At 67.2% G+C, this 4,308-nt stretch carries 5 protein-coding genes; 3 read left to right on the top strand and 2 right to left on the bottom strand.

What is annotated here, in order from left to right; all coding sequences use genetic code 11:
* Window positions 1–896: type II secretion system F family protein (locus tag DU475_RS23135; RefSeq protein ID WP_164633445.1), on the top strand; the 896-nt coding region annotated here is incomplete at its 5' end.
* Between the two features lie 28 nt (window positions 897–924).
* On the opposite strand, the gene DU475_RS23130 is transcribed toward DU475_RS23135, so the two are convergent.
* On the bottom strand, window positions 925–1,716 hold the full coding sequence (locus DU475_RS23130; RefSeq protein ID WP_164633444.1) for a tetratricopeptide repeat protein: 792 nt from the start codon (window positions 1,714–1,716) through the stop codon (window positions 925–927).
* 112 nt (window positions 1,717–1,828) lie between these two features.
* Between DU475_RS23130 and DU475_RS23125 the strand changes: the two genes are divergently transcribed.
* On the top strand, window positions 1,829–3,211 hold the full coding sequence (locus DU475_RS23125; protein ID WP_164633443.1) for a leucyl aminopeptidase family protein: 1,383 nt from the start codon (window positions 1,829–1,831) through the stop codon (window positions 3,209–3,211).
* The gene (locus tag DU475_RS23120; protein ID WP_164633442.1) at window positions 3,204–4,061 is read left to right on the top strand and encodes a C40 family peptidase; all 858 of its coding nucleotides are present in this window, start codon (window positions 3,204–3,206) and stop codon (window positions 4,059–4,061) included. The genes DU475_RS23125 and DU475_RS23120 overlap by 8 nt, the downstream gene beginning before the upstream one ends.
* Here the strand turns inward: DU475_RS23120 and DU475_RS23115 are convergent.
* A partial coding sequence (locus DU475_RS23115; protein WP_502706859.1) for an NUDIX hydrolase occupies window positions 4,045–4,308 on the bottom strand: 264 nt, incomplete at its 5' end. The genes DU475_RS23120 and DU475_RS23115 overlap by 17 nt on opposite strands.

The following is a 4,308-nucleotide window of genomic DNA, read 5'->3' as shown; positions in this document are numbered from 1 at the left end:
CCGCCTACACGCTGGTCACCCCGTTCATCGTCGGCGATACCTTGGCCAAGCGGATGAAGGCGGTCGGCAGCGAACGCGAGCGGATCCGCCAGCGCGAGCGTGACCGGCTCGCCAAAGCCGAAAAAGTGTCGCTGCGCCAGGCGCCGAAGAAATTCGTGGCCCGCGTGGTGGAAGACTTCAACCTCGCCAAATGGCTGGCGCAGGAGAGTGCGCGCGACAAGCTGGTGATGGCCGGCTATCGCGGCCAGGCGCCCTACATCACCTTTCTGTTCTTCCGCCTGGTGATGCCGGTCGTTTTCGGCCTGGCTTCGGCGCTGTACATCTTCGTGATCACCGATCTGCAGCAGCCGCTCACCGTCAAGATCGGCATTTGCATCGCCGCGATCTTCTTCGGCATGCAGGCTCCCATGCTGTTTCTGAAGAACGCGATTCAGAAGCGGCAATTGTCGATCAAGCGGGCTTTTCCCGACGCGCTCGATCTGCTGCTGATCTGCATCGAATCAGGCATGTCGATCGAAGCGGCGTTTCGCCGGGTGTCGATCGAGATCGGCTCGCAGTCGATCCCGCTCGCCGAAGAGTTCACCCTCACGACTGCCGAATTATCGTACCTGCAGGATCGCAAGCAGGCCTACGAAAACCTCGCGCAGCGCACCGGCCTCGACGGCGTCAAATCGGTCTGTCTGGCGCTGCAGCAGTCGGAGCGCTACGGCACCCCGCTCGGTCAGAGCCTGCGGGTGATGGCGCAGGAGAACCGCGACATGCGGATGAACGAGGCCGAGAAGAAGGCCGCCGCGCTGCCGCCCAAGCTCACCGTGCCGATGATCGTGTTCTTCCTGCCGGTGCTGTTCGTGGTGATCCTCGGCCCGACCGGCATCCGCCTCGCGGCGATGCAGTAACGCGTCGAGACCCGGCCGTGGTTCGCCGTCAGCGGCCCGAAGCCATCACGCCGCGGCCGGCGCGCGCCGTGTCCTGGCCGCTCACCATCTGCTTGAGATAGGCGACGTTGGCGGCCGCTTCGTCCGGCGGCAGATCCGCACGGACGATCGACTCGGCCTCGGCGTAGCGGCCCTGCAATCCGATCACCAGCGCCAGATTCTGCCGTACCCGCTCGTCGGCCCGGCCGCTGGAATAGGCCTGACGCAAGGTCTCTTCGGCCCTGGGCAGTTCCTTGGTCAGCACATAGGACATGCCGAGGTTCGACAGCACCGAGGGCTCGCCCGGCGCCAGCCGCAACGCGCTGGCATAGTAGCGCCGCGCCTCGTCGTTGCGGCCCATCTGGTCCAGCACCGTGCCCTGCACCGACAGAATCCGCCAGTCCGGATTGTCCGGGCTGTGTGCCCGCGACAGCGTATCGAACGCGAGTTGGAAATTGCCGTTGTCGGCGAGCGCGCGGCCGTAGGCGGCGCGCACGGCCTTGTTGCTCGGATTGGCGAGCGAGGCTTTTTCCAGCACCGCCACCGCCTGGGCGCGCTGCCCGATCGCACGCAGCGCGTTGCCGTAAGCGATAGCAGCGGCGGGATCGCTCGGTCGCGCCCGGTATCGCTCGCCGGTGATATCCGCAGTGCGGCTTGGATCGGCCGGAGCCTCGCTGCGTTCGCCGAGCGCCCCCGTGACGCCCGACATGCCCACCGTCTTGCAACCCGCGAGACTGACCGCAAGGCTGACGGTCAGCGCCGCGGATGCAACAAACCGGGCAAGACAAGACAGCTCGCGCATGGCACCCTTACTCACAAAGCCGACGACTTCCGGCTCAGCAATAGAGCGTTAACCCTAATGTTGGGTTAATCCGATGGCGTCGCCGCCGCCCACGATTCGAAAGACGCAACTCATGCACGCGATGTTTCAATCTGTTTCCGACCAGCCGGCCGTTCCGATCTCGTTCGTCACCAGATCGAGCTGGGACACGATCCGCGCCGGGCTGCCCGAAGCCGCGCAGCGGTTTGCGGCGGCGGCGGGCTACAACGGCAAACCCGGGCAGTATCTGGCGCTGCCAACGGCGGAAGGCGACATCGGCCACGTGTTGTTCGGGCTCGACGAGGCGGATGCCAAGGGCCACGACCCGTTCCGTCCCGGCGCCCTGCCCGGCCTGCTGCCGGCCGGCAGCTATCGCTTCGCCAACGCGCCGCACGACGCCCGGCTCGCGGTGCTGGCCTTCGCGCTCGGGGCCTACAAGTTCGCCCGCTATCGCCACGCCGAGCCCTCGGCCGTGAAACTGGTGCCGCCGGACGGCATCGACGTGGCAGCGATCAGCCGCACCGCAGAAGCCGTGGCGCTGGCACGGGACCTGATCAACACCCCGGCGAACGACATGGGACCGGCCGAACTTGCCGAAGCGGCGCAGACTCTGGCGCAACGCTTCGGTGCGGCATTCGACGCGATCGTCGGCGACGACCTCGCCGCCCGCAACTTCCCGCTGATCCGCGCCGTCGGCATGGCCTCGACCCGCGCGCCGCGGCTGATCGACCTGACCTGGGGCGACGCTTCGCATCCGAGGGTGACGCTGGTCGGCAAGGGCGTTTGCTTCGACACCGGCGGGCTCGACCTGAAGCCGTCGAGCGCCATGCTGATCATGAAGAAGGACATGGGCGGCGCCGCCAACGTCCTGGCGCTGGCCTCGATGATCATGGATGCCGGATTGAAGCTGCGGCTGCGCGTACTGATCCCGGCTGTCGAGAACGCCGTCGCCGGCAATGCGATGCGTCCGCTCGACATCTTCGCCTCACGCAAGGGGCCGACCGTCGAGATCGGCAATACCGACGCCGAAGGCCGCTTGGTGCTGGCCGACGCGCTGGCCTATGCGGATGAAGAAGCCCCCGACCTGTTGATTGATCTCGGCACCCTGACCGGTGCCGCCCGCGTCGCGCTCGGTCCTGACCTGCCGCCCTACTACACCAACGATGAAGCGCTGGCGCTCGACCTCGCACGCCACGCGAAGGCCGAGCACGATCCGCTGTGGCGGATGCCGCTGTGGGCCCCGTACGACTCGTGGCTCGACTCCAAGGTCGCGAACATCAACAACGCGCCGTCCGGCGGCTTCGCCGGCTCGATCACCTGCGCGCTGTTCCTGCAGCGTTTCGTCGAAGCAGCCAAGAGCTGGCTGCATGTCGACATCTACGGCTGGACCCCGAAGTCCAAGCCCGGCCGGCCCGAAGGCGGCGAATGCCAGGCCGCGCGTGCGATCTTCGCGCTGTTGAGCGAGCGCTATGGCTGATCCAGAGTTCGATCGGAGACTGACGCCGGCGCGGCCCGATCTCGCGGCGAGACAGCTCGAAGGCCAGGTCGCCGCTGCGCGGTTCGTCGAAGGCGAGACCTTCGCGATCGGCGCCGCGATCGCACCGCTGCGGCGGACGCCGCACCCCGACGCTCCGCTGGAAACCGAGGCGCTGCTCGGCGAACGCGTCGTCATCTATGATCGCAACGACGACGGCTGGGCGTGGGGTCAGCTCGCGACCGACCACTATGTCGGCTGGCTGCCGGTCGCGGCCTTGCGCCGATCCGCCGCGGAGCCGACCCACAGGGTTTCAGCACTCCGCACCTTTGCGTTCCCCGCCGCGTCTATCAAAATGCCGCCGATCGCAACGTTGCCGCTCGGCGCACGGCTCGCGGTTCTCGGTGAGGACGCGGGCTTCGCTGTCACGCAGGACGGCTGGTACCTGCCCCCACAGCATCTTGCCGCGCTCGATCGCTTCGAGACCGACTTCGTGGCCGTCGCCGGGCGCTTCGTCGGCACCCCGTATTTGTGGGGCGGACGTACCAGTCTCGGCGTCGATTGTTCAGGACTGGTCCAGACCGCGCTTGCCGCCTGCGGCATCGCCGCTCCTCGCGACAGCGACATGCAGGAGGCAGCGCTGGGGAAACCGTTGCCGCTCACTGGCGGGCCGGCGCTCAAGCGTGGCGACCTGATGTTCTGGAAAGGCCACGTCGCGATCGTGCGCGACGCGGAGAGCATCGTTCACGCCAACGCGTATCACATGGCGACGGCGATCGAACCGGCGCAGCAAGCGATCGTCCGGATCGCAGACGGCGGCAGCGCCCTGACCGCGATCAAGCGGCTCGGCTGAGACACTCCCGCAACTGCGCACGATTCAGTGCCAGCCACTGCATCGCGGTGACCAGCAGCGCGTTGCTGAACGCGCCCCGGCTCAGCGCCGCGAGCGCCTCGTCGATCGACACGACGAACGGCTCGGTGTCCTCGTCCTCTTCGGCAAGACCGGCACGTTGCAGCACCGCGCTGGAATCGACGTGGCCGACGAAGAACACGATCTGCTCGTCGGTGATGCCGGGCGTCGGCAGCACGCAGTACAGCTC

The sequence above is a fragment of the Rhodopseudomonas sp. WA056 genome (genome assembly GCF_010906995.1).
Taxonomy (GTDB): domain Bacteria; phylum Pseudomonadota; class Alphaproteobacteria; order Rhizobiales; family Xanthobacteraceae; genus Rhodopseudomonas; species Rhodopseudomonas palustris_G.
This window is presented reverse-complemented; position numbering and strand designations above follow the sequence as displayed.